A 22,021-nucleotide genomic window follows, 5' to 3' on the forward strand; every position below is an offset into this window, starting at 1 on the left:
AACGTGAATGTTTAAACAATCATGAAATTTTCATGCACAGGTAACTGTATTAATAGCTGCCGAAGTTGCTCAGAGGAGTACAGAACAATCCCGAGAACTATTAAGTACTATGGCTAGTGATTTTAAATTATTAGATCCAATCGGAACAGGCAGGGGAAGGTACTATACTTTGTCGCGTAGGGCTTATGAATTGATGGAAGACAATATGGGCTATGAAAGACAGCAGGTTTTAGATAAAGAAGCTATTAAAATTCGTGTTTTATCAATATTAAAAGAAAGAAACCTTAGCAACAAGGAAATACGACAACTAACGGGTTTAAATGCCAGGCAGGTTCAGCGACTTATAAAAGAATTATCTTCTGATGGGGTCTATACCATTGGTCGTGGTCCTGGTACACGATATGTATTAAAAAAATGAGGACATAATAAGGACATGGATTTGTGCTTCTCCTTTATTATTGCCATAAGGATGAAAATAATGCGGACAAAATAAGGACAATGCGGACAATAATGCGGACATTACTTAGCAATTTGTTTCATTGCTCTTTATAAAGCGGACAAAGATAGTGAGAATAAGGACAACCTTAAGCTTTTTGAAAGGTTTGTCTTGGAATTTAAAATGGTACCTGTGTGAGAAACAAACGTGAATGTTTAAACAATCATGAAAGTTTCTAGCACAGTTACCTTTCATTCAAGTTTTTAATGTCGCATTGCCACTATATCCGACATATTACACAAAAGTTGGGAGTAAATGGAATGGAAAAGATAGAGTTAAGATCTGGTTTAATTGATAATGATACAGAAAATATAAAAATTACCATTGAGAGTGAGATCATTGATAAAAAGAAGATGATTCTGAAGGCTATAGAATTAATTCTTTCTTCAACAAATGAAGAAGATGAGGACTTAGAATTTTTTGAGGATGCATTACTAACTTTAGTGGATCACGTAGGATATAAGTTTTATTATTGGAACCAAGTAGAGAAAAATGAGAAATCTTATAACGAGCATGGAGAACTTATTGTGGCAAAACGTGCCAAAATAGATTACTTACAAAACGTTCTATTAAAACAATTAAGTTAATCGGGTTGCCAGTGATACAATTTAGTGTGAAACATGTTTTTGATAATAAGTCTAGCCCAGAAAAATTTCATGAAGTTTTTCCGCCAAGGGAAATGTTTAGATTTCTGTTCTACATTGAGTAGGAGAAGCCTATCGACATAATAGAACCCTGACTCCACTAACCTCCAGAAAGGTTTAGCGCCAGTTTAGCTATTATACTCCAGCTAAGTAAACGATAACTTTGCCATATTGGATTCAGAATATTTTCTAACATAAGTACCGTCCACTAAAGTAGATCGGAAGTATATGAAGCAGTCCAGTAGTGTTTTAATCATAGCCATTCTAAAAAGTGGTACCTGTGTGAGAAACAATCATGAAAGTTTCACGCACAGGTACTTTTCACTAAACACCCGAAATTTTTATTTAGTTTAACAGACAGGCGCCTTATTAGAAGCAGCGCATTAGGTCTTTAATATACTTCTTCAAATAGTAGGTGTCCGTTGTTAAGAATTAGCAATGAAACTGGAAAAAGAGAAAATTAAATAAATTGTGCAAAATAATTGATTAGAATAGGGGAGACTTGAGTTGGCTAATCAAGAAAAGGATTTTGTTAGTATTGGTGGATTGGTAGGGAAAATGAGTGGCGGTAAAATAGTTAATTGCAGGGTAGAAGGTAAGATTATTTATGATGGAGCCGTTTCCAATGTCGCTGGATTAGTTGGTAGCATGGAAAATGGTGAAATAGAGAATTCATCTTCCAATATGGAAATCATAAATGTAGCCGATTTCAGAAAACTATTCGAAGATTTAAGAACAGCATGTGGTCAAATTGAAATAAATAAGAGATGTATTTTATTATCTGGAATTGACGAGATGGAAGAATCATTGGGAAAAGCAACTTTTAAAAATAAATATAGAGCTTTCGTGGAGAGTGCTGCAGATCATATGACTCTATTGGCTCCGTTTATAACGGGGTTAAGAGAATTTCTTTAATAGGTAGAAAAAAGAATATAGATCAATATTGATTAGGTGCCAGGTCCCCACGCAATTTAGAAACAATTCTGAATTGAACTAGAGTTGTGTGAGGACCTGGCACCGTTTGTGACTAGGCGAGTGTCTCAAATATTGGCTAAAGCCAACTCGAAAAACAGACACATCGGTGTGGAGTACTGCAATGGGCTGCATAAGTTGGAGCGGCAATTTCGACAGTTGCAGCCAGGGAAACGTCGGAGGATGCGTAAAAAGTATTCAAAGCCCATCGTAAAGGAGTTCTTTGAATGGATCGAGAACTCTCCTTTTTATGGGAAGAATGCGTTGGCAACGGTTGCAGATTATACATTGAGGCGAAAAACAGAACTTTAAAAACATGGTACCTGTGTGAGAAACAAACGTGAATCTTTAAACATTCATAAATGTTTCACGCACAGGTACTTTTATTAATATTTTAATGCGATACTAGTAAACATGTATCTATAATTTATTTTAAATAAGATCAATTGCCCTTCTCATTTCATCCATTACAGGAGGCATTCGTAAAATTCCCGATTCCCTATCCACTTCCCAATTCCGTTTGTCCCTTATAATGTTCAGTATATTTTCAAATGCTTCTTTAATACGTGTGGATTTACCCAAACGATCAGTATCCAAGTTGGCGGCAACAAAAACGACTACTAAAAGAGCGGCTAACAAACCATTCCTTCGCTTACCTTCCATGCCATATTCAACAAACCATTCTGATTCTATACGGAACCAACGATCAGTTAGTTTCTCTATTATTTCAATCAAGTTTCCTTGGTTGGAATAACGCTCAATCAGAATTGGCAAAACGGCATTTTCCAAGTAAGTATATATAGTTGTCGAATTTCCATCTTTCATGAAATGCATTTGTAGAACAGGATGAAGCCATAGATTTATTATTCCTTCGTCCCATTGACTTAGAAGGCATCGATGTTTGTCATCTTCCTTTAGGCAAAGTCTAATTTCAAAAAGTATTTTTTCCAGAGTATGATCTTGAAGATATGGTGTTTTCCATATCCCGAACATCTCTTTAATTAGTGATGGGCTGGCCGTCTCTTGTAATACTTCTCCCAGACAGGAACCTAACCACTTTATATTCCCATGTTCGCCTTCCATCCGCCATGGAATCATTTGATCTATGAGTAAGACTAATACATCGGGACGTTTCATCTGAATCAATAACTCAAAGCACCTTTTCAAGTATAGTAAAAGTAACAACCTGTATGATAATCTATTATTTCTATCACTATAAAGTATGAGTATATGTTTCGTTATTTCAATTCGTCCCCATATCCCTGCCTCATTTGCCAAGTCAATTAGTAGTTTTAAATCGTGTTGATAAAGCGGATTTGAACAGATGGACTTAAAAATGAATGGGTTTTTCTCAGGTGTGATAAGTTGGGCTATTCTTTTGGGTTCAACTACAAAATAGATTGCCACCAAGTAATTAGCCCACCCCGGTAGACCTGCTCTCACTTCACTTAACTGAATATCCATTCTAGCAACTTGTAATATTTCATCATTTTCAAATGCTGAATTAAGTTTTTGATAGATAGATTCTTCATACGAATCCATTTCACTCTTGTTCCAGTTCAGATTTGCCTTGAAGAGAGGCTGGTTTTCGACATTAATATTGCTAAAAATAGTATGTAGCCGAGCTTTCAATCCCTCCATTCGACATAAGAACTCTGACCAAATCCAACTAGGTATTTCTAAAGCAGCCATTAATACTGAAATTTCAACAATTCGCTTCATTTGTAGTTCATGATTGCGATTGCTTGTCATGATACTATATAAAGCTCCTATCACAAGACGCAAGGCATGCGCCCTATAATTCCCCTTTTTTTCTTCTGGTATATTTATGAAATTAATGTGAGGTAACCATCCTGTTAAAAGCCATTCTTTCCATATCACACGTTCTCTTTTTTCGAGGAAGTCGATAGAGGAGAGTAGCTTATCAGCCTCGGTCTCATATTCTTTTATTTTATTATCTTGTTCCAATAGGTGGAATGTACGAAATGTTTCCTTTGTAGAGTGATAACGGACTCTTAATATTGAATTACCTTCTTTTTTTCCACTAACCTCCTTAGCAATACTATTTTTGTAAAATAGGAGAAAGCCATCTGACCACTTTTCCCATTGACTCATTTTGACTAATACATTCTGTGATTTCAATTCAACGTCTATCTCTTCAAATACCCTTATCCATTTTTCATTATGATATTGAAAAAAACTCCATTCCTTTTGTTTTTCCTTTAAATATCGGGCTTCGGCGGCCATATGACTACCTCCTTTAGTTCATCCCATAAGTCAATAAAAGCATTGATAACTGGTTGGGCGTGTTCCACTTTCAATAAAATAGAATGAGATGAACCTATACTATTCAGTGAAGTGCCCAACGACCAAACAGCGGGTGGGTTGCCAGGAAACAGAAGAAAACGATCATGAAATTTCCATCCATGCTCAGCATATTGACAGCGAATCTCAAGCTGAACTCCTTCATGATTACTTTTGGTTACCAATTGATCTATTATTTCTTGCCTTCTTTCTTCAAATGTTCCACTATAGTTTCCTTGTTCATCAGTAAGCATTTTTATCCTTCCTTTGGAGAAAGAGGTAATAACTTTTAACGGGACACCGTATGAGTTATTAAAATACAAAGTGTTCAATATATCATTGCCATCACAAAATGGATCCCAAAGGTACACACCATTTCCCCCATAGGTCTGGATGAGGCTTCGAATATCAGATAACGCCTTATCGCGATCCTTCTTTCCATTAGAACCATATTGGATAAATGATTTTTCAAGCTCAAGTTTTTTTACCGATTCTTCATGTTGGCGCTTGGCAACTCTTTCTTTCCATTTTAATTGATTGCCAATAACTGTTGGACTCTCTACATGATGCAAGTCGATATAATAGTCTTTTAACATTCCTTTTTTTCCTATCTCCACTTGGACCTTTCGTTTTTTAGAAGAAGCTATGTTCATATTGAAAGTGAGTTGTTTCATTAATGAAGCAGTGTCCTCATATAAGATAAGGTTGTCGGAATTCCGCTTGACTGTAGTGGAAATAAGACCTTCTGTACTTCCCATCTCAATCTCATGCAGAGGATGTGTACCAATGGATTCACCATATCCATGAATTGTTTGATCGTAAGAGGCAACAGTAACAATGGAAATTTCCGGCACGTTGTCACCAATCTTTGGATGCCAAGCAATCTCTATGTTTTTCTTCGTATTGGATTTAGAGGATCCTCTTTCCTCTACTTTCAATAAAGTAACAGGAAGCTGAAAAATAATATTACCCCATCTATCTGTCAGTCGCTGTAAATCAATGGGCAAATGTTTCATGACCCATTCCGTAATCTTTTGTTGCTGACTCTCAGAGAATGATTCAAAAACTGTCTTTTTGCTAGCATAAAATTCAAATAAGTATTGACAGTGACGAAATGGGTTTTTAATTCCCGAGTGAATAGGTGGAATGGGATTACGAGAAACAAAAACTGGAGATAGGGCTGTCAGTTTTTCTAAAGAGAGCGGTGTGTCGGATTGTGGCTGATGCCAAACACCTCTCTTTGCTAGTGAGTGATATAGCTCTAGGATCGTATCCACTTCAACATCCTGATAGGTAATCATGAGTGAGCGTTGTTTATCAATCGAAAGTGGTTTCTGGGTCCCGTATCGTATTAAATTTAATGGAGTCCCTGCTCTCTCTTGCAATGTTACAAGCGTATAAATGTTATGGAAAACAGGGGATCCTTGAGATCGGTCATAAATGATAATATTTAATATTTGGGCAGAGCGGTAAAATCCGATTGTCCCATCTTTTAGAAAATAACTGAAAGGGTAATTCATTAAAATCTCCTCTCCCTTAAAATATTTAACAATACTATATTTATATCCCATTTATTATACCATTTACTTTCACCTATATAATTCTGTATATACGTAATTGGAGGTGTATCGCACAATCCATACACTATCCTGAACATTGTAATTGCATAAAGAGAAGAGCTTTCTGATCAAGAAATTAAACTGTACCTATAAGATAGACCCTTTAAAAGGTCTATCTTATAGGATGCTTTTATGAATAATAAGAAAGAGACGTAAAATAAGGTACCTGTGTGAGAAACAAACGTGAATGTTTAAACAATCATGAAAGTTTCATGCACAGGTACCTTTAATTAATTGAAGAGTTGCTGCTAGAAACTGATGGTGGTATTCTATTAAGTGTTCCAGGAATTGGAGTAACACTCGCTGCTGAATTGACGGCTGAGATGGGGGATTTAGAGGCGTTTACGAATGCTGGACAGTTGATTAAGATGGCTGGTACCAATCCAGTTGTGAAGCAGTCCGGTGGAAAAACAGCTACCCACTTCGCAATTTCAAAGCAGGGGCGGGCACCATTCCGTGGCATTGTCTATCAAGCCGGCAAATGTACGGCCCTTCATAATCTCGACATGAATGCACGCTATTGGAAGATGAAAGAACAAGGAAAGTTGACAGGTCAAGCGTATATCGCAATTGGCAATTGAATAGTGCGCCTTGCCTATGCGAGGAGGAAACATCAAACGCTTTATCAAAGCACTTGTGCTGATTATATTTTACAAAAGGTCATCGCTGGAAAGTTACGAAATAAATCTAAACAAGCAGTTTTCTTTAGTCAATTTGCCAGTGTATAAAAAATGAAGTTATGGCATTGGTGTCGTTAGAAAAGCACTAAAAAAGGCGTCTTCCCGGAGCGTAGATCAAATAGAAAATTGGTACCTGGGGCCAGTGTGGACCCCGTTGCACGGCGTTATGGGTGTTGTTCCACAAATACGGATAAAACGTGAAAGAAAAGAGTTTGGATTTAATAGGATGTATCCCTGTGGAATGAAAAGCAAGACCTTTCCCGCTAGGGAAAGATGCCCTCATAGAGTTTTCTGTGATTGTTGAGTTTCAAAAAATATTATTCTGAAGCTTTGGTTTCGTGTGCCTAAAAATAGCTTAAACATGGTACTTGACTTATTTCACATTAAACGCTGTGTGAGAAACCAACATGAATGTTTAAGCTTTCATGAAAATCTGAAATAAGATACCAGGTCCGGACACGAATTAGAAACAACTCTGAATTGAACTAAAGTTATGTGCGAACCTGTTAACTTTATAATCTTCCGTTCCTTCGCCCTTTTCTGCTTTTTGATTTAACAGTAGGAGAGGTTACATGAGCATATTTCAAATGTTTACTCACTAGAATTGTTTCTATTATAGTCCATAGTTCTCTAATTCTACCGTTGGGTAACCTTATGGATGCTTTTTGGTCTTGTTCATCCCTTTTGACGTGTAAGTGAAAAGGTTCGGTACTTGTTTGATGTTCTTTACTTTCTTCATGTGGCTCAGAGTGAAATTTTACAACAATAGAACCAGTAGAGGAATAGAAATCATAGTTGTAGTACTCAATAAATCCATCTTTTATTATCTCTTGACAAGAAATTTTTGTTAAGTCGGAAAATACAATAGTTTTTCGAACAGCACCCGGTTTCGAGGGTAGACCATTAGCGCCGTCTCTGATTTCCGTAATTTCATCAAATTCATTTTCAAGCAATTTATAGTTAGTCTTTGGAATTCCTGTTGACATTTAACGCATCGAACTTTCTTATGAAATATGACCAAGTAGCAGCATCAGTTTGTTCTTCGGATGATAAGTCATCCATAGAACCCAATGTACTCTCGAAATTCCCCTCGTACTTTTCTTCGTAAAGAGCCATCTGTTCAACCAGGAATAAACGTTCATTCGAATCATATAGATTTTCTTCTTGTTCTTCTTCCCATTCTTTCACGATATCATCAACAGTGTACATTTTACCTGTTCTGGATTTCCACAAAGTATTTGCACTGATTCGTGCTTGTGAGTTTTTCTCGGTTCTTTCAACGCCCACGAATCGTCCTTCTTTAATCCAGTTATTGATGGTGGTAATCGAAACTCCAAAATACTTTGCAATTTGTCCCGTAGTATAAGCAGGGGAGAAATTTGTGTCCTCGGCAGCAATTTCTGCCATAATCTCCAATGTTTTTGATAGATACTTTTCCATTTCTTCTGTGCTATCTAGGATTGACTCATTCAACTTACTTAAGTGAAGGTTGTTTATGTTAGTTTTGTCTAAGTAATTTACTATTACTTTGAAGAATAATAAACTATCGTCCTCATTTTCGAAAATTCGTTTTGTTAATTCAGGTGTTCTTTTAACAAATTCTCTTTTTTCAAATGTTGTCAACATTATCATCACCTCTTCACCTCCTAGTATAAATGAACTGAAACTAAACTGCAAGTAACTTAAACTGAAGTTCATATTAATCATTGTATTCACTTGAATAGTTTTTATACTTGTTTAAAAATATTTACAGATGGAAAATTTCATTAACCCTCTTAAAAGGAGAGTTCAAAAAGGTATCCTTAAAGGATATCGAAAAAATCTTTAAGCCACGTTTTGAAATAGGTACCTTTCACAAAGTTCTGTGTGAACTTGATAGCTCCATTACTATTCGAACTATTACTTACCTCTCACCACTACTAAAATCAAGAACCGGTGGTATGTATATTTCTATATCCGGTTTCTTGGCCACGCCTAGTTCATTGATATAGTTTTCAAAATTCGTTGCGTTAAACAAAGTCGATGGTCTAAGGAACGCATTAAATTCACGGTGGTTCAACCACTGCTTGGCCTTTAGATCAATGACACGAATAAAGTCTTCCTGTGTGTAGCCTTCTTTGATTCGACCGTTGATGAATTTACGGGTAGCAGCGGACTCTGCTTTAAAATGTTTTCCGGTTTTGTCATTTAGGTACTGGATCACAGAATGTGCGACGTCGAGATTCTTCTCGACAAAGGTTTTATTCTTTAGATTCTTAAGTTCTTTGGTTATAGGCCGTCCCATAGTGGGATACGCCTTCGTACCAGAGTGGGTTTGCACAGCGTCTAATTGTGAGTTGATAGGCGTCTCATGTTGGGGTGGTGGAGTGTCCACTTTTGGGTCTGCCAGTATCTCATTTGGCGTACACGAAAATGGCAGCTTTTCATAATCGATTCGGTACCATTTTGTGTTGTCGATTTTCATCTTATTGTGCTTGGAAGTGGAAATCAGATAACCTTTTTGTTCTAAGTCGTACGTTATCCGTTTAATCGTGTTTAGCGACCAAAACGGAAATTCTTCCATCCAGTCGTCATACGTATTAAACACCCATTTATGACCGTCACGGATGTTTTTTGAGATGTTCAAACGGTAGTGAAGTTGTTGCAAGAATAGCGCAGCATTTAATCCAACTTTCATTGCCAATGAAGGTAATAATGGAATTGGTTCTTCGTTAATTAATAATTTCATATGGTGGTCCCCCTAGAGTAAAGCGTTGTAGGAGTATCTATTTAGTACTCCTCATACTTCATATAGAGAGTTTTCTAGAAAAGGATACATTGTCTTTCTAAATAGATAATAGGGCGCATATAGTATTTCTGAATGAATGTTGCAAGTATCCTTACGGAGACGCGTTAAATAAATAAGATACCTATTAAACAAAACGACAGAGAAACTATGGAAATCAGTTGCTTTATCGTTTTTTTATTTCTTAAAAATAAAATGAAACTATATACAATAACCTACGTCTATAGTGCGAAGAAGTGCTTAAAGATAAGAAAAAAGAGATGAAAATTCAGATGTTGTTGGAGTGAGAAAATCTGTGTGAAGAGGTTCGGAGTTGTGGTGATGAAAATTGGGAAGTTAACTTTAAAGTTAACTTTTCGTAGATGTTCCTTACACTAATTTCATAATGGATTATTCATGTAAATAGGGTACCAGGTCACACACAACTTGGAAACAAATCTGAATTGAATTAGAGTGGTGTGAGGACCTGGTACCTTTATAAAAGCAATTGACCTATTAGAATAACGCACTACAATTCAGGGTCGTATAAAAGTATATTTAAATTAAGGTAGGTGCATAAAATGTCCGAAATAATCAAAGCTATTCCAGTGGATAAGATGACTATAGCAGGTGTAGAAGTAGGTAGAGCATTAGGAGATGCAATAAGGAAAAACCCTAAAGAATCATTAGCTGTAGCCCTGTTTTTAGGTAGCCTTTATGTTCTAAAAGATAAAAAACTTAAATTGAAACTGAAAGTGAAAGATATAGATATTGATTTTGAAGCAGAATAAACTACTTGAGAACATAAGGCGAGAATTCAAATAAGGTACCTGTGTGAGAAACAAACGTGAATGTGTAAACAATCATGAAAGTTTCACGCACAGGTATTTTTCATGAAAATTCACGCGATAACATGTAGCTGCCAGGCCGAACCGCTATAATAGATGACGCATTCCCAATAATCCATCACTTACGAACAATAATCTCATTCGAAAACTGAAGAGTAATATCAATAAAGTCTTGAATAGGAGGGGGGAGATAGCGTTCAGGCTGATAGACTAGATACACCGTTCTCTTGGAAGCGAAGTCTTTTATGAAGACTACGTTTCTTCTTTTCGATGGATTTAAGGCGAGAAAGCTTTCAGGTACAACCGATATACCCAGTCCATTCTCCACAAGGCTACATGCAGTTTCTAAACTTTCTGTTTCGAATTCTACTGACGGTGAAAAGCCTACACGCTCACATGCTTTGATAAATGTTTCTCTGATTTTAAAACCTTCCAGACTATGAATAAACGTTTCGTTTTTCAAATCGATAATTTCAATACTGTTCAGGTTTTTAAATCGATGATCCGGAGGTGTTAGTAATACGTAATTTTCCTGGAAGATAGGTATATATTTGAAGTTGTTGTGATCATTAGCTATAGATGTGATACCTAAATGAATGTCAAAGCTCTCTAAATTTTTTACAATATCCTTCGGTCCTAATTCCCGTACTTTCATCGAGACAGCAGGATTTTTGCTCTTGAAAATTCCGATCATATGGGAAATGAAATACCGGTATGATTCAATCATTCCTAGATTGATTTTGCCTTTACCTACATTTCGTGCGTCCTCCATCTCTTTGTAAATCTTATCGAATAACTCCAATACATTCCCCGCATGTTTATATAAAATTTCTCCCGGTTCGGTCAACTTCAAACTTTTCGTGCTTCTTTCAAATAATGTACATCCGAGCTCCTTTTCTAATGATTTGATTGTATTGCTCAAAGCTGGCTGTGAAATATGTAATTGTATTGCAGCCCTTGTAAATTGTCCGCATTCTGCGATGGTATGAAAATGCTTTAAAGAGCGAATGTCCATTTTAACACCTCTTCTTTATAACTATAAGTTATCAATTCATAATAATCCGATATTAGACATTATATATCTAGTGATATACAATTTCAACTAGATGGAGTGTTTGGAAAGTTCTAATTCATTTGATTTCATCTTTTATGGAATTATCTTTGGCTCCTGAGCAAATAGCGATGTTTAGCGACAAATGGAAAGGAGGAACTGCTATGTCATCGAGTAGAAGTGAGAATGGAATGCTAATCCTGGATGTCGATATGATTACGTTTACTGCTATCGGGGCAGTGTTACTAATCTTGGGGACATGGATCGTAAAGAAATATGAAATTCTTTGGAAGTATTCAATTCCAGGGCCTGTAATTGGCGGTTTTGGATTTTCACTATTAATGTGGGGAGCTTATGAATTAGGGCTTTTTGAGTTTCAATACGATAATACACTCTACGATTTATTCATGTATGTTTTCTTTGTAACTATTGGCTTGTCTACCGGCGTGTCGATTTTGAAAAAAGGCGGTAAATTGCTTTTGATTTACATGTTGGTTTGTTGGTTTTTGGCTATTTTGCAAAACGGTATTAGTGTCGGCGCGGCATGGCTGACAGGCATTAATCCACTTTCTGCATTAATGGCAGGACAAGCATCTATGCAGGGCGGTCATGGCATGGCAGCCTCACTGGCTCCATTAATTGAGTCATTCGGTGAATCAAATGCACTTACGATTGGAATGGCTGCTTCAACCTATGGACTCATAGCAGGCTCGTTAATCGGAGGACCTGTCGGCAATTGGCTGATCACTAGAAAGAATTTGAAAATCCAAACTGACACGGATGATTTGAATGCGCTTGCAAGTGAGATTGAAGAGAAGAAGACGGCGATTACTTGGCAAAATGTGCTCATAGAAGGTTCTTTAATCTTTGTAATATTGTCCATCGGTTTGCCAACAGCACAGTGGATTACAGAAGTGACTGGTTTCTCTATCCCAGGCCATATATTTAGTCTTTTCCTAGGTATTATTTTCCGCTCAATCAATGAGCGAACGTCATGGGTGCCTATGACAGACACGGCAATGGATATGATTTCAAATGTTTCATTGAACATGTTTTTAGTAATGGCCATGATGAAACTGAAATTATGGGAACTGTACGATCTGGCTCTTCCTTTAGCAGTAATTCTCGTTTTGCAAACACTAGCGACAATGGCAGTTGCAGTATTCATCCTATATAGATTGCTTGGGAAGAACTATGACGCGGCTGTGATGTCAGCAGGATTTATTGGACATGGATTAGGAGCCACGCCAAATGGATTGGTTGTAATGAATGCGATATGTACGAAATATGGCGTCTTTTCAAGGAAAGCGTTTATCATTATCCCGGTTGCGGGGACAGTTTTAACAGATATTGTCGGAGTACCTATATTTGTATTTCTTGCAAACCTTTTAGGAAATTAAACTAGTAATGGAGGAATAACGAATGGAAAAAATTAATATGCCAATCACAGGAATTTGTTCTTTTGCTAAGTATCCAATCTGCACGGACTGGGAAGAAATTGATGCAGACATCGCAGTTTTAGGGGTTCCGTATGATACGGGCGTTGGCTTTTTAAGCGGCTGTCGATTTGGACCTAGAAGAATTCGAGAAGTGTCCACGCATTACGCACGTGGCAATGCAGGGTTTTACGATCCTGAGCGGGATGAAGTATTTTTAGGCGGAGATGTAAAAATCGTGGATGCAGGAGATGCGGATGTCATCCATGGAGATATAGAGCAAGCATTTACTGCAATTGAATATGCTGTAGCAAAAATTCGAGAAAAAGGTGCCATTCCTGCAATTATGGGAGGAGACCATTCGATTTCCATTCCTGTTGCACGCGCATTAAAGGATGAAGGAGATATCACCGTCATTCAATTAGATGCACATTTAGACTGGTCAGATGCACCAGGTGGGCAAACTTTAGGAAACGGTAGCCCTATGCGTAGAATGTCTGAGATGGATCATATTAAAGATATGGTACAAATCGGTTTGCGCGGATTAGGGAGTAGTCGAAAAGAAGATTTTGACGCGGCAAAAGCTTACGGTAGCGAGCTAATCTCAGCACGCGATTCCGCTAAGTTGGGTGTAGAAGGTATACTTAATAAAATTCCAAAAGCCGATAAGTACTATGTGACGATCGATATTGATTGCTTTGATATATCATTGGCTACGGGTACAGGATCTCCTTCACCTGGAGGTTTCTCATTCGATTTCCTAAATGACATTTTAATTGGCATCGCTGAAAAAGGAAACGTCGTTTGTTTCGACCTAGTTGAAGTTGCTCCTCAATATGATCCTACTGGTGCCACGACCCGGGTAGCAGCTATGACGATGTTGAATTTCATGGGCCATATACTTAAAAACAAAGAAAAACATACTGACTGATAGAATGTACTATAGCCGTGCAGCGAATGTATTTTATTCGCTGCATGGTTTTTTGAGTGGGTACGAATGAGCAAATCGGGTATCTTTAAAAAGTTTGAAACTTTTTAAAGAAATTGACGTCTGTACGGGGAAATATAGTTTAGGTGCCAAATTGGCACCGATTGTATATTACTACTACATGACGTAAAGGGGAGACAGGAAATGGAGAAACAGCAAAAAAAGAAAAAACCATTTTATAAAAAGTGGTGGGTTTGGTTGCTTGCAATTATTATTATAGCGGCAGTCAATAGCGATGATGAAGACACAGAGAGTGCTGACGTGGAAGAAAATCAACCAGCTGTTACGGCATCGGCGGAGGATAAGCCGGAAAAGGCAGAAGCAGAGACCGAAAAAGTAGAACCTGAAGTGAAAGAAAAACCAGTAGAAGACAATGTACCTAAAGAATTCAAAACAGCTTTGAATAAAGCTGAAACGTATGCAAAAACAATGAACATGTCTAAAAAGGCTATTTCTGAACAATTGACTTCAGAGTATGGTGAAAAATACTCTGCTGAAGCTGCTGAGTATGCAATGAATAATCTTGAATTTGATTGGAAAGCAAATGCACTGAAAAAAGCCGAAACGTATTCGGAAACTATGCATATGTCAAAGCAAGGAATACTTGAACAACTTGTCTCTGAAAACGGTGAGAAGTTTACAGCGGAAGAAGCACAGTATGCAATCGATAATTTGCAAGCTGATTTTAATAAAAATGCGTTAGAGAAGGCAAAAACGTATCAGGATACTATGAGCATGTCACCGGAAGCGGTTAGAGACCAGCTGACTTCTACGTACGGTGAGAAATTCACACAAGCAGAAGCTGATTACGCAATCGCTAATTTAGATAAATAATGCTGGCTGATTGGGTGCCAGGTCCCAACGCAATTTAGAAACAATTCTGAATTGAACTAGAGTTGTGTGAGGACCTGGTACCATTTGCGAGAATTTTACTACTCTTAATCATGTTATAATTAACATAACCTTGCAAACAAATTAGAAAATCAGAAAGCGGGCGATTATTCTGTTTACGATCAAAAATTTTGAAGACAACGAGAATGTAAAAGTCAGGGAGGAGCTAGGCCCTTTTAAAGTAGTAGAGTTTCAAAGAGAACTAAGTATCAATCATGCTACGGCCCAATCGGCATATTATGCTTCTGAAATGAATGTAAGAAGAAGACAGCTAGTTTGCGATGTCAGTCAGTCAAACATTACGATTCAGGCAGGAGCCATGCAATGGATGGCCGGAGATGTGAGAGCGACGACTGGACTTAAGGGAGTAGGAGACTTTATTGGAAAAGCGATTAGGGGCAAAGTGACCAAAGAATCGGCCATCAAACCTGAGTACACGGGAACCGGTACACTTGTTTTAGAACCAACGTACAAGCATATTTTGCTACTGGATGTTGACGAGTGGGATCAGTCACTCGTCATTGAAGACGGACTCTTTTTAGCTTGTGATTCAGGATTAAAACATAAGGCTGTGATGCGCTCAAATCTTTCTTCTGCTGCACTCGGTGGGGAAGGTCTTTTCAATCTTGGACTTTCCGGGCAAGGAACGATTGCACTGGAATCTTCCGTATCGAGAGAGGAACTTATAGAAATCGAGTTAGAAAATGATGAGTTGAAAATCGATGGGAATATGGCGATTGCTTGGTCAGGCGGTTTAGAATTTACTGTCGAGCGCTCTGGAAAAACACTTATGGGTTCGGCGGCTTCAGGCGAAGGATTGGTAAATGTCTACCGCGGAACAGGAAAAGTATTAATGGCGCCGTTTCTTCAATAAATTCGGAATACCAGATTCTATTAAAATAAGATGCCTGTGTGGGAAACAACCGTGAATGTGTAAACAATCATGAGAGTTTCACGCGCAGGTATTTTTAATTTCCAGAAATATGTTAGGATAAAGTAAAAATGGAAGGGGAGTTTGAATTGAAAAAGATGAATAGTGCATTGGGTTCGTTTGTTATCCTTGGGCTATTGTTAGCGAGTTGTGGAACGGATGACGAAGAAACGAAGCAAGTCGATTCACCAGTGCAAAATGTCGAGCCGGCACAAGACAATGAGTCAAAAGTCGAAGTAATGGAACGTCCACCAATGGTCAACGAATTCAATGAAGAAACCGACGACCTTGAAGAAGCATTCTTCTCGGAATATTCAAGCGTAAAAAATTTCGTTGAAGACTCCGTAAATAGCATGAAAGAGGGATCTGACTATCGAGAGAAATTTGCGCATGCTGAACAATTTCTTGCTAATTCGACAATTACGTATATCGGATATTTCCACAAAGAAATTGAAGAACTTGGCATGACTGAAGACTTCGAAGAACTAAAGACGGCCGCAGCAGAAGTAGTTGAGATGTTTGAGACAAGCGGCGAACATCTTGAAGGGTATGAAACGAAGTATATTGAATTCGAAAATAAAATGAAGGACGTCTATTCAAAAATGTAACTAGACGTTCATTTTAAAATTAGGTACCTGTGTGAGAAACAAATATGAATGTGTAAACCATCATGAAAGTTTCTTGCACAGGTACCTTTTAGTTTTTTTTAAAAGACCTCCGAAAAAATTGAAACTTTTACCTGATTTCTCCGTCTGTACGACAAATCGACATACAGATCCATGATGGGGAGGTTAGAAAATTTGAAGAAGAAAATTATAACGATGTTTGGCGCATTGGTGCTGGCGTGCAGTTCTCCGGTTGCTGGTAGTGCCGCAGGAGAACAAATATTTTCTGATGTAGCTGCGAGCAAGCATTTTGCACAAGCGGTGAATGAACTAGCGGAACGGCATGTCATTGGCGGCTATCCAGATGGAACATTTAAGCCCGGCAATCCAGTGACACGCGGACAGGCTGCTGCAATTATTGTGAAACTGACAGGTATAGACACTTCAAACGTGAAAGATCCGCATTTCAAGGATGTGGCAAAAACAAACGGTTCTTATCAGGCAATTGCCGCACTGGCGCAGGCAAATGTCATTGGCGGTTATGAAGATGGCCGGTTTGGTCCGAATGATCCAGTGAAACGGGGTCAGCTCGCTTCTATTCTTGTAAAAGCATTCGATTTGCCGCGTTATGATTTCTACGGAATGAAAAATCCTTTTAAAGACGTCGCGGGCAACCAGTCTCACAGTGCCAGCATTTTGATACTTCACCAGTTTGGAATTGCGGGCGGCATTTCGCCGGACCGTTTTGGTGTGAATCAGCCGGTGACGAGGGGACAAGCAGCTAAGATGATGAATGCAACAGAAGATGAAAAACCTGCGATGGTTTCATTTAAACCGGAAGAGCTTGGGATGGACGGAATATATTCAGTGATTTGGAAAGAGGATCAGGACGTGTACGAGTCGATTGTCGCTCGCGACACAGCGTATGGACCGGGTAGACTGCAACTTATAGCACTGAAAGAAGGAACTGCGACACTGAATGTCAGCGGATATAACGGAGACTCGCCGATGAATGAAGATGAGGAGATCTACCGGAAATATTATGTACATGTAAAAAAAACAGTTGACGGACTGAAACTATCGATTGAGCAAACAGATGATTACTTGCCGACAGGGGCACCGCTGGAATTGTCTAAAGCTGAGAAAATCAAGAAAGTCAGACTGTATTCAGCAACGGGTAAATTGCTAGAGGGTGACGCAGCTCTCCATATATGCAAAGAGGATCAAAAGACTTGTATAACGATTCGCCAGCCGGGCAACTATTATGCCGTTGCTCAATTGGGGAGCGGTGAAGAAATCCGCTATGCGATTCATGTGAAAGAGCCGGAGCATGCTTATTTTCATTACGACATGGACGTGCTGAGAGAGCGGCCGTCTTATACATTCAACGTGGAAGAGCTGTTTGAAAAGAATGGGTATTATGATAAGGAAGCAGCACGGAATATCGGGAAGCACACTATCGTTACGAAAAATGCAGAAAACATTGCAAAGATTACAAGAGATCCCGGAACGAATATTTTTCATGTTACAGCTAAGAAAGCCGGCATAGTTGAAGTGAAGTTTGAAAATCCCGTTTATTTTACGGGTCAAGTGGGCGATGGGGTGTCAGGTATGATCACTGGGATGGAAATAAAGGTCCGTGATCTGAATGGTTTGATTCATGTTTCCGCTTCACAAATTTATGAACTTAATTATTGATGATATAGAAGAATGGGCAGTGAAGGAGAATATAAGGGATATCGCATGAGGGGGAACTCTTGTGTGATATCCCTTGTTTTAATTGAAAAGAGAAGAAGGAAGCGGTGTGTGGTTGAGAAACACGCGTTACACCTGTACGTGAAACAAACGTGAAGGTTTTATACACAAGTTCCTTTATCAAAACGACAATAAAATCTTTGAAACTATTTCCGGATTCCTGCGTCTGTACGGTGTTACATAGAGGGGAAGGAAGATGTGAAATGAAAAAGATGATGATGGCGTTACTGAGTGCAATCGTGTTGGCTTGTGGTCTGCCTTTATCGGCGGGAGCGGCAAGCAGTCAGCCGTTCAAGGATGTCTCGTCGAAGCAGCCATACGCGAAAGCGGTGAACGACTTGGCGGCACGCGATATTATTGGCGGTTATCCGGATGGTACGTTCAAGCCGGGGAATCCGATTACGAGAGGACAGGCCGCTTCCATTATTGCGAAGATGCTAAAATTGGATACGGCGAACGTCAAAAATCCTGAGTTTACAGATGTCTCAACGAAAAATGGCCATTACCCTGCGATTGCAGCGCTGGCTGAAGCGAATGTGATTGGTGGCTATCAAGACGGCCGTTACGGTCCAAATGATCCGGTGAAACGGGGGCAGTTTGCTTCGATTATCGTGAAAGCATTCGATTTGCCGCGATATTATTTCTATGAGACGAAAAATCCGTTCAAGGATGTAGTGGAATATCAATCGCATGGTACGAATGTACTCATCCTGTACCGTCTTGGAATTACTTCAGGTACGTCTCCTGATAGATTCAGCATCAATGCGCAGATTACGCGCAGTCAAGCAGCTGTATTATTGACGAAAACCGAGAAATCGAAGCCGGCGATGGTTACGGTGCGGGCGGATGAACTAGGGTTCGATAGGATAAGTGTTCGTTCAGAATCGGGCGGCATCTATCAAGATCTTGGTAATAAAAATGAGTTGTTTCAAGCAATCTACACGTATGGAAAAGACCCATCAACAGACGGGCGGGTTCAATTGATTCCGCTGAATGAAGGAAAGGGCACTCTCGCTTTACACGGATGGAAAGGCTCGCAGCAAGAAATTATAAAGTATTACGTACAAGTGAAAAAAGTGAATGGAGAATTGCGGCTGACGCTTGAGAAAACGAATGATTATTTGCCGACTGCCGCGATCTTCGACATGCCTACAGCAGAAAAGATTACTAGTGTCAGCATTTATACAGTGGGCGGTGCATTGGTGTCCGGTGATGCTACATTCGGGACGTACCAATACCCTACTCGCAAGTATATTGTGATCGACAAGCCAGGTGACTACATTGCGACTGTGCGTTTTGCGAATGGAAAAGATGTACGGTTCGCAATTGAGGCAAAGATACCGAAAGATGGGTCATTTTATTATGACACTGAGGTGTTGCAAGAACAGCCTTCGCTTACTTATGATGTAGCGTCGTCGTACGATGGATATTATACCTATGACAAAAAAGCCGCGAATAATATAGGGAAGCACACGATACTCACTGAAAACGCTGAAGCTATTGCAAGGGTTGAGCGGGAGCCGGGTACGGGCATATTCCATATTACAGCGAAAAGCGTAGGCACAATTGATATGGAATTTGAAAATGACGTCTATTGGATGATTGGCCAGCCGGGTGACGCGACGTCAGGCATGGATAGAGGGAGAACGATCCATGTAAAAGAAATGTATGGCATAGTGAATGTGTCTGTACGCTCTATTTTTGACATAAATCCCGATATGTAACGGGCACGATCGGTGCAATGGATATTACTGATTTTAAGTGAAGGTACCTGTGTTCGAAACAACCGTGAATGTGTAAACAATCATGAAAGTTTCGTGCACAGGTATTTTTATTAAGATATTATCAAGAAGACCAACTTCTGAGCACTATCTTTTTTACGCACACTCCTACCAAAATCCCCCAAAAGACAAAATCCGCAACCTTCAAACACCTCCATCGTCTATACTATGCTGTATACTACCAATAAAAATCCTCAGCAATAAAGCAGGTGAATCCTATATGAAAAGATCCGAATATAAAGAACAACAGCGTAAAAAAACGCCAATAAAGAAAATTAGCCTGAAGAAGAAGATCATTCGTTTCGTATCCATCAGTGTACTGCTTGCCGTTCTTTGCACACTACTTGTACTGAATGTCTTCATCACATTCAGCGATGTAAGTAAACTTGAAGGACCCGCACCCAGATCGACGGTTATTTACGATCCGAACGGAGAAATCATCAGTAAGGTTTCGAATTCGAATATTGAAGGTGTATCGATCGACCAGATTCCGAATACGCTGATCGAAGCTGTCATTTCCGTGGAAGATCAACGATTCTACAAGCATCACGGCATTAATTATTTAAGAATGGGACGCGCCTTACTCGAGAACGCGTTCAAAGGCAAAATCGTGGCAGGGGGCAGTACGATTACGCAGCAACTTGCTAAAAATGCGTTTTTGACGCAGGAGCGTACGTACTCGCGTAAATTTAAAGAACTGATCCTCGCAAAGAAGATTGAACGAGTGTATTCGAAAGAGGAGATCATGGAACGTTATCTTAACCAAATCTATTTCGGCGACGGGGCGTGGGGTGTTCAACGTGCGGCGCAGACCTATTTCGGTAAGGATGTCAGCGAATTGACGTTAAGCGAATCTGCGACAATCGCAGGCATCATTAAAGCACCGTCGCATTTAGCGCCAACAAAAAATATGGAAAAGTCGGTGAAACGGCGCAATGTGGTGTTGTCGTTGATGCTACGTGAACAGTATAGTAGTCAGCAAGAATACGATGAAGCGATAGGACAGAAAATAGAACTGGCTGATTCGACAGTGCCAGATTATAAAGCGAAATATCCCTATTATATCGACCGTGTAGTGGACGAGGCGGTCAATATGTACGATTTAACGAGAAATGAAGTGCTATCCGGCGGTTTGCATATTACGACAGAAATCAATCCGACGGTCCAGAATGCGCTGGAAGAAGTGTATGGGGATGATAGATATTTTCCGAAGAGCACTCCGGATCAACTTTTGCAGAGTGCCTCTGTTTTCTTGAACCCTAAAACAGGCGGGATCCTGGCGTTAGTCGGTGGTAGAGGAGAATATACGCATGGAAGCTTCAATAATGCGACTGACCTCATCCGGCAACCTGGATCTGCGTTAAAGCCGCTTGCCGTCTATACTCCGGCACTTGAGCAAGGGTACCATATGTCGGATTTGCTTGTGGATGAACCTATCGATATGGATGGGTATTCTCCGAAAAACTTTGATCAGAAATATAGAGGGAACGTGACCATGTACGATGCACTCGCACAATCGTATAACATCCCTCCCGTTTGGCTGTTAGATCAGATCGGCATCAAAAATGGAGTTCGTGCTGTTGAACGGTTTGGAATTCCATTAGAAAAAAATGACCGTGCACTTGGATTAGCCTTGGGAGGACTGGTCAAAGGCACTTCTCCTTTGCGGATGGCACAAGCGTTTTCTGCGTTTGCGAATGATGGTGTGATGGAGGAAGCTCATGCGATCACAGAAATTAAAGATTCGGAAGGAAAAGTGCTCGGGAAGTGGCGGGGAGAGTCTGTGCAGGTGACAGATGCGGAAGTTGCCCAGCAAATGACCTATATGCTGCAAGGGGCTGTTGCGGAAGGTACTGCGAAAAAAGCACAAATTTCCGATATGGACGTGGCGGGGAAGACGGGCACCACACAGCTCCCGTTTGAAGGAGTGGACGGTTCAAAAGATCATTGGTTCGTTGGCTATACACCGGATATTGTCGGTGCGGTCTGGCTCGGATATGATCAAACAGACGCCGACCATTATTTAACCTCCACGAGTAGCGTTACCGCACCGCCCATTTTTGCGCAGGTTGTTTCAAAATCATCCAGCGAATTGACTGCGAAGAAATTTGATTTGTCGTTAATTGATGAAGAAATAAAAGAGCTGAAGAAGCAGAAGAAAATGACAAAGGAAGAAAGAGAAAAGAAAGAGAAGAAAAAAGAGTTTTGGGAGGAGATTGAAAAGTGGGGACGGAGCTGGTTTCGGGTTGAGTAGGT

Annotated in this window: 20 protein-coding genes; 14 read left to right on the plus strand and 6 right to left on the minus strand. The window is 39.5% G+C overall.

The window, feature by feature from the left end:
* The first annotated feature begins 109 nt into the window (after nucleotides 1-109).
* The 4 genes from CSV67_RS05950 to CSV67_RS05965 all read left to right on the plus strand — a co-directional run bounded on the left by CSV67_RS05950 (nucleotide 110) and on the right by CSV67_RS05965 (nucleotide 2,424).
* Entirely contained in the window at nucleotides 110-418 is a 309-nt protein-coding gene (locus tag CSV67_RS05950; RefSeq protein ID WP_099630685.1) for a hypothetical protein, read from the plus strand.
* Between the two features lie 338 nt (nucleotides 419-756).
* Nucleotides 757-1,083, plus strand: coding sequence for a hypothetical protein (locus tag CSV67_RS05955; protein WP_099630686.1), 327 nt, complete (start codon nucleotides 757-759; stop codon nucleotides 1,081-1,083).
* A 564-nt stretch (nucleotides 1,084-1,647) separates the two neighbouring features.
* A complete protein-coding gene (locus CSV67_RS05960; protein ID WP_099630687.1) occupies nucleotides 1,648-2,055 on the plus strand; it encodes a GLUG motif-containing protein in 408 nt (135 codons plus the stop codon).
* 132 nt (nucleotides 2,056-2,187) lie between these two features.
* Nucleotides 2,188-2,424, plus strand: coding sequence for an IS66 family transposase (locus tag CSV67_RS05965; RefSeq protein WP_158232888.1), 237 nt, complete (start codon nucleotides 2,188-2,190; stop codon nucleotides 2,422-2,424).
* Between the two features lie 120 nt (nucleotides 2,425-2,544).
* On the opposite strand, the gene CSV67_RS05970 is transcribed toward CSV67_RS05965, so the two are convergent.
* Together CSV67_RS05970 and CSV67_RS05975 are read right to left on the minus strand one after the other, a co-directional pair.
* The gene (locus tag CSV67_RS05970; protein ID WP_099630689.1) at nucleotides 2,545-4,359 is read right to left on the minus strand and encodes a hypothetical protein; all 1,815 of its coding nucleotides are present in this window, start codon (nucleotides 4,357-4,359) and stop codon (nucleotides 2,545-2,547) included.
* Nucleotides 4,335-5,987 carry a VPA1262 family N-terminal domain-containing protein gene (locus CSV67_RS05975; RefSeq protein WP_158232889.1) on the minus strand — a complete coding sequence of 551 codons (1,653 nt, stop codon included), beginning with the start codon at nucleotides 5,985-5,987 and terminating at the stop codon, nucleotides 4,335-4,337. Before CSV67_RS05975 ends, CSV67_RS05970 begins: the two co-directional genes overlap by 25 nt.
* Nucleotides 5,988-6,277: 290 nt before the next feature.
* Here CSV67_RS05975 and CSV67_RS05980 point away from each other — a divergent pair, with 290 nt between their 5' ends.
* On the plus strand, nucleotides 6,278-6,616 hold the full coding sequence (locus CSV67_RS05980; RefSeq protein ID WP_158232890.1) for a transposase: 339 nt from the start codon (nucleotides 6,278-6,280) through the stop codon (nucleotides 6,614-6,616).
* 611 nt (nucleotides 6,617-7,227) lie between these two features.
* Here the strand turns inward: CSV67_RS05980 and CSV67_RS05985 are convergent.
* The 3 genes from CSV67_RS05985 to CSV67_RS05995 form a co-directional block, all read right to left on the minus strand.
* Nucleotides 7,228-7,701: a toxin-antitoxin system TumE family protein gene (locus CSV67_RS05985; RefSeq protein ID WP_099630692.1), complete on the minus strand. Its 474-nt coding sequence runs from the start codon at nucleotides 7,699-7,701 to the stop codon at nucleotides 7,228-7,230.
* Complete coding sequence (locus CSV67_RS05990; RefSeq protein WP_099630693.1) at nucleotides 7,676-8,347, minus strand: MerR family transcriptional regulator; 672 nt, start codon at nucleotides 8,345-8,347, stop codon at nucleotides 7,676-7,678. The genes CSV67_RS05985 and CSV67_RS05990 overlap by 26 nt, the downstream gene beginning before the upstream one ends.
* Nucleotides 8,348-8,618: 271 nt before the next feature.
* Entirely contained in the window at nucleotides 8,619-9,443 is an 825-nt protein-coding gene (locus tag CSV67_RS05995) for a conserved phage C-terminal domain-containing protein (protein WP_099630694.1), read from the minus strand.
* Between the two features lie 617 nt (nucleotides 9,444-10,060).
* Between CSV67_RS05995 and CSV67_RS06000 the strand changes: the two genes are divergently transcribed.
* The gene (locus tag CSV67_RS06000) at nucleotides 10,061-10,270 is read left to right on the plus strand and encodes a hypothetical protein (RefSeq protein ID WP_099630695.1); all 210 of its coding nucleotides are present in this window, start codon (nucleotides 10,061-10,063) and stop codon (nucleotides 10,268-10,270) included.
* A 175-nt stretch (nucleotides 10,271-10,445) separates the two neighbouring features.
* Here CSV67_RS06000 and CSV67_RS06005 read toward each other — a convergent pair whose 3' ends face one another.
* Nucleotides 10,446-11,342, minus strand: coding sequence for a LysR family transcriptional regulator (locus CSV67_RS06005; protein WP_099630696.1), 897 nt, complete (start codon nucleotides 11,340-11,342; stop codon nucleotides 10,446-10,448).
* A 200-nt stretch (nucleotides 11,343-11,542) separates the two neighbouring features.
* Here CSV67_RS06005 and CSV67_RS06010 point away from each other — a divergent pair, with 200 nt between their 5' ends.
* The 8 genes from CSV67_RS06010 to CSV67_RS06045 all read left to right on the plus strand — a co-directional run bounded on the left by CSV67_RS06010 (nucleotide 11,543) and on the right by CSV67_RS06045 (nucleotide 22,019).
* Complete coding sequence (locus CSV67_RS06010) at nucleotides 11,543-12,778, plus strand: sodium/glutamate symporter (protein ID WP_099630697.1); 1,236 nt, start codon at nucleotides 11,543-11,545, stop codon at nucleotides 12,776-12,778.
* A gap of 22 nt (nucleotides 12,779-12,800) precedes the next feature.
* Nucleotides 12,801-13,745: an agmatinase gene (gene speB / locus CSV67_RS06015; RefSeq protein WP_099630698.1), complete on the plus strand. Its 945-nt coding sequence runs from the start codon at nucleotides 12,801-12,803 to the stop codon at nucleotides 13,743-13,745.
* Nucleotides 13,746-13,946: 201 nt separating this feature from the next.
* Nucleotides 13,947-14,636, plus strand: coding sequence for an Ltp family lipoprotein (locus CSV67_RS06020; RefSeq protein ID WP_099630699.1), 690 nt, complete (start codon nucleotides 13,947-13,949; stop codon nucleotides 14,634-14,636).
* A gap of 307 nt (nucleotides 14,637-14,943) precedes the next feature.
* On the plus strand, nucleotides 14,944-15,567 hold the full coding sequence (locus CSV67_RS06025; protein WP_233189611.1) for an AIM24 family protein: 624 nt from the start codon (nucleotides 14,944-14,946) through the stop codon (nucleotides 15,565-15,567).
* A gap of 146 nt (nucleotides 15,568-15,713) precedes the next feature.
* Nucleotides 15,714-16,232 (plus strand): hypothetical protein, encoded by a 519-nt coding sequence (locus CSV67_RS06030; protein ID WP_143560690.1) that lies wholly within the window; start codon nucleotides 15,714-15,716, stop codon nucleotides 16,230-16,232.
* Nucleotides 16,233-16,424: 192 nt separating this feature from the next.
* On the plus strand, nucleotides 16,425-17,927 hold the full coding sequence (locus CSV67_RS06035) for an S-layer homology domain-containing protein (RefSeq protein WP_158232891.1): 1,503 nt from the start codon (nucleotides 16,425-16,427) through the stop codon (nucleotides 17,925-17,927).
* A 260-nt stretch (nucleotides 17,928-18,187) separates the two neighbouring features.
* Nucleotides 18,188-19,708 carry an S-layer homology domain-containing protein gene (locus tag CSV67_RS06040; protein ID WP_099630703.1) on the plus strand — a complete coding sequence of 507 codons (1,521 nt, stop codon included), beginning with the start codon at nucleotides 18,188-18,190 and terminating at the stop codon, nucleotides 19,706-19,708.
* Nucleotides 19,709-19,985: 277 nt separating this feature from the next.
* On the plus strand, nucleotides 19,986-22,019 hold the full coding sequence (locus tag CSV67_RS06045; RefSeq protein WP_099630704.1) for a transglycosylase domain-containing protein: 2,034 nt from the start codon (nucleotides 19,986-19,988) through the stop codon (nucleotides 22,017-22,019).
* The last annotated feature ends 2 nt before the right edge of the window (nucleotides 22,020-22,021 follow it).

The sequence above is a fragment of the Sporosarcina sp. P2 genome (assembly GCF_002743255.1).
Taxonomy (GTDB): domain Bacteria; phylum Bacillota; class Bacilli; order Bacillales_A; family Planococcaceae; genus Sporosarcina.